3 protein-coding genes are annotated in these 4,377 nt (G+C 66.8%); 2 read left to right on the plus strand and 1 reads right to left on the minus strand.

All coding sequences use genetic code 11. The features are described from left to right. Positions 1–236 precede the first annotated feature (236 nt). Positions 237–1,451 (plus strand): argininosuccinate synthase, encoded by a 1,215-nt coding sequence (locus IEW15_RS24850; RefSeq protein ID WP_188583123.1) that lies wholly within the window; start codon positions 237–239, stop codon positions 1,449–1,451. Positions 1,452–1,643: 192 nt separating this feature from the next. Continuing rightward, on the plus strand, positions 1,644–3,059 hold the full coding sequence (locus tag IEW15_RS24855; protein ID WP_188583125.1) for a homospermidine synthase: 1,416 nt from the start codon (positions 1,644–1,646) through the stop codon (positions 3,057–3,059). Positions 3,060–3,182: 123 nt separating this feature from the next. On the opposite strand, the gene IEW15_RS24860 is transcribed toward IEW15_RS24855, so the two are convergent. Continuing rightward, a complete protein-coding gene (locus tag IEW15_RS24860) occupies positions 3,183–4,190 on the minus strand; it encodes a hypothetical protein (protein ID WP_188583127.1) in 1,008 nt (335 codons plus the stop codon). Positions 4,191–4,377: the final 187 nt, after the last annotated feature.

Here is a 4,377-nt window from a genome sequence, read left to right on the forward strand (position 1 = left end):
CTGTGGAAGCCTGTTGAATCACGCCAAACTATCGTGCGCCAGAGATTCCGATCACCGCGTTAACCTGAACTCGTTGCCCTGAGTTGCCGCCACGCGCGTTTGCACTATACTGCGCCGATCCGCGGCCCTTGATCGGGTCCAGGGCGGGTCGTACTCGGCCGTCCTGATGGTCCTTATACCGCCGCGATCACCGCACACTCCGCCCATAACCTGTCGTTCCCGGGGGCTTTCAGAACATGAGCCGCGACGTCAAGAAGGTCGTCCTCGCCTATTCCGGCGGTCTCGACACCTCGATCATCCTGCGCTGGCTGCAGGAGAATTATGGCTGCGAGGTCGTCACCTTCACAGCCGATCTCGGCCAGGGCGAGGAGCTGGAACCGGCGCGCGCGAAGGCCGAGATGATGGGCGCGTCCGAGATTTTCGTGGAAGACCTGCGCGAGGAATTCGTGCGCGATTACGTCTTCCCGATGTTCCGCGCCAACGCGCTCTATGAGGGCGTCTACCTGCTCGGCACCTCGATCGCCCGGCCGCTGATCGCCAAGCGCCAGATCGAGATCGCCCGCAAGGTGGGGGCCGACGCCGTGTCGCATGGCGCCACCGGCAAGGGCAACGATCAGGTCCGGTTCGAGCTTGGCTATTACGCGCTGGAGCCGGGCATCAAGGTGATCGCGCCCTGGCGGGAATGGGATCTGAATTCGCGCACCAGGCTGATCGACTATGCCGAGAAGCACCAGATCCCGATCGCCAAGGGCAAGCGCGGCGAGGCGCCCTATTCCACCGACGCCAATCTGCTGCACATCTCGTATGAGGGCCGGGCGCTGGAAGATCCGTGGATCGAGCCCGACGAGGAGATGTTCACCCGCTCGGTTTCGCCCGCGGCGGCACCCGACGAGCCGACCTATGTCGAGATCGGCTTCGAGCATGGCGACCCGGTGTCGATCGACGGCGAGTTGCTGAGCCCGGCGGCCCTGCTGACCCGGCTGAACGATCTGGGCGGCGCCAACGGCATCGGCCGGCTGGATCTGGTCGAGAACCGCTTCGTCGGCATGAAGTCGCGCGGCGTGTATGAAACCCCCGGCGGCTCGATCCTGATCGTGGCCCATCGCGCGATGGAAAGCCTGACCCTCGACCGTGGTGCCTCGCACCTGAAGGACGAGTTGATGCCGCGTTATGCGGAGCTGATCTATAACGGCTTCTGGTTCTCGCCCGAGCGCGAGATGATCCAGGCGCTGGTGGATGAGAGCCAGAAGAACGTGGTCGGCACCGTCCGGCTGAAGCTGTTCAAGGGCAATGTCACCGTCGTCGGCCGCAAGTCGCCGAAGAGCCTGTATGACGAAGCGTTCGCGACCTTCGAGGCCGATCAGGTCTATGACCAGCGCGACGCCCAGGGGTTCATCAAGCTGAACGCGCTGCGCCTGCGGCTTGGCGCGAAGCGCGGTGACCGCGGCTGACCACGGTCAAGACCGCGCCGGCGCCCCGGCGCCGACCGGCTTTCTGTGACAAAGCCTTGAAATCTCGACCGCGCGCGGTGGACAAGCCGCGCGCGTCGCCGTTCCATGTCAGAGACGCCCCGGCCATCGCCCGGGCGGGACAGCCGGCCGCCATGCGGGCGATGCCGGCGCACAAGGAGTGCATATCGCATCATGACCAAGCACGCCGCTCTCCCCGGCCGCCTGTTGATGCTCGGCTTCGGCAGCATCGGACAGGGCGTTCTGCCGCTGATCCTGCGCCATATCGACATCACCCCCGACCACATCACCATCATCTCGCCCGATGATGCCGGCAAGGCGGTTGCCGATGAATACGGCGTCACCTTCCTGAAGATGGCGCTGACCCGCGAGAACTATGTGGGTGAGCTGGAAGCGCGGCTGGGCCAGGGCGATTTCCTGTGCAACGTCTCGGTCGAGGTCTCAAGCCTCGCGCTGATCCGCAAGTGCCGCGAGCTGGGTGCGCTTTATGTCGACACCTGCATCGAGCCCTGGCCGGGTGGCTATACCGATCCCGATCTCAGCCCCTCGCAGCGCAGCAATTACGCGCTCCGCGAGACCGCGCTGGACCTGAAGCGCGAACTGGGCGCCGGGTCGACCGCGGTCATCGCCCATGGCGCCAATCCGGGCCTGGTGTCGCATTTCCTGAAAGTGGCGCTGCTCGACATCGCCAAGGCATCCGGCGTCGATGCCACCCGCCCCGACAGCCGTGAAGGCTGGGCGGCGCTGGCGCAGGCGCTCGACGTCAAGGTCGTGCACATCGCCGAGCGTGACACCCAGAAGGGCGAGCCCGCCAAGGCGCGCGGCGAATTCGTCAACACCTGGTCGGTCAACGGCTTCGTCGGCGAAGGCTGCCAGCCGTCGGAACTGGGCTGGGGCACGCATGAGCCCGAGATGCCGCCGGAGGGCCGCCGCCATGATTTCGGCTGCGACAGCGCCATCTATCTGATGCGTCCCGGCGCCGGCACCCGCGTGCGCACCTGGGTGCCCAGCGAAGGCCCGATCCATGGCTGGCTGGTCACCCATAACGAGTCGATCTCGATCGCCGACTATTTCACGGTGCGCGACGAGGCAGGCGCGGTGGTCTATCGCCCGACCAGCCATTACGCCTATCACCCCTGCGACGAGGCCGTGCTGTCCCTGCACGAATTCGCCGGCAAGAACTGGGAGCTTCAGCCCAGCGTCCGCATCCTGATGAACGAGATCCAGCCCGGCGGTGTCGACGAGCTGGGCGTGCTGATCAACGGCCCCGCCAAGGGCAGCTACTGGTATGGCTCGCAGCTGACCATCGACGAGGCCCGCGAACTGGCCCCGCACAACAACGCCACCAGCCTTCAGGTGACGGTGTCGGTGCTGGCGGCGATGATCTGGGCGATCGAGAACCCCACCGCCGGCCTGGTCGAGCCCGAAGAGGTCGACGAGCGCCGGATCATGGAAATCTCGACCCCCTATCTCGGCACCATGGCCGGCTACTGGACCAACTGGACCCCGCTGCAGGACCGCGAGACCCTGTTCCCCGAGGATCTGGATCGCAGCGAGCCCTGGGCGTTCAAGAACGTCATCGTGCGCTGATCCGCACCGGATCTGCACGATGAAGACGGGGGATGCCGGCCACGCGCCGGGATCCCCCTCTTCTTGTGCGATGGCAGTCTTGTGCGAGGGCAGCTCAGTGGTCCACGGCAGATCGGGCGCCACTCAACCGCATGGCGCCGCATGCAGATAACCAACCAGTTGCCCGTCGCCATCCAGCACCCGCTCCACGGTGCCGCAGGCGGCCGTGGGGGGCTGGTCGCCGGCCGGCAGGAACAGCGGATCGCCCTCGCCGGGCCAGGTGTCGGCTGCATCCTCGGGCACCGGGTCGATGGCCGACACCTTTGCGTCGCTGGTGATGCAGTCGTGGCGTGAGCCGTCGGGCGCCCGCAGCCGCACGCCGATCAATCCCTCGTTCATCACCCGTGCGGCCGTCACCGCCTGCACCGGCACCCGGCCATCGGCGACGCAGGCCCGGATCGCCGGCATCAGGCTCGCCAGATCCCGCGCCCAGTTCTCGTGCGCCGGGCTGCCATCCGCCGACCTGCCGCCCACCGGGCTGCCGTCCGCCGGGCTGTCGTCCACCGGGCTGTCATCGCTATGGGAGGCCTCGTCCGCCCCCGCCTCATCCTCGGCGCGCTCAGCCGGCCCGGCCGTCGGGTCCAGCACCGCCTGCACCTCGCCGGCGGGTTTGCAGCAGCCGGTGGCGAGGCTGCCATCGGGGAAGGAAATCACGGCACGCCATGGCCGGTCGGGGGTCTGGTCCGACATGGTCGAGGCGCAGATCTCACGCACCATGGTCGCAACCAGCACCTGGTCGGGCGCGTCTTCGGGCACGCCCCGGAAGCTGTGGATCGGCGGGTCCAGGAAATCCAGCGACTGAAGCTGGCCGGTCAGCACGGTCTCGTCGATGCCATCGGCCCCCGGCCGCGACAGCTTCGCCTCGGTCATGCCGATATCCAGGCTCCAGAACGGTTCCTCGCCAACGCATGACATGCCGCGCTGGCTGGCCGCCTGTGGCCCCGGCTCGGCCATCACCGCATCCTTGGGCGGCGTTGCCTCTGCCGCCAGAGCACCACCCGCGACCATCAGCGCACCCAGCAATGGCCAGACTGTCCGGCCAAGGCGGGGCAGTCGGCCGGGCATGTGGACAGGATATCGGGGTTCAGTCATGGAGCGTGTCCTCAACTCTGCGGGTGCGGGGTGCGGAAGAGCGGGGCGGCAATCATCCACCTCTATCCTGCCCGACGCCCGGCCACACCTGCTGGGACATCTCACTTTTTGGCTTGGGAGGGACGGATGGAACCGTGTGGTGCCTTGGGCGAAGCGATTGGGTTTCTTGAGCATTTTGAGGAGCTTC

It is taken from the genome of Tistrella bauzanensis (genome assembly GCF_014636235.1).
Classification (GTDB): Bacteria; Pseudomonadota; Alphaproteobacteria; order Tistrellales; family Tistrellaceae; genus Tistrella; species Tistrella bauzanensis.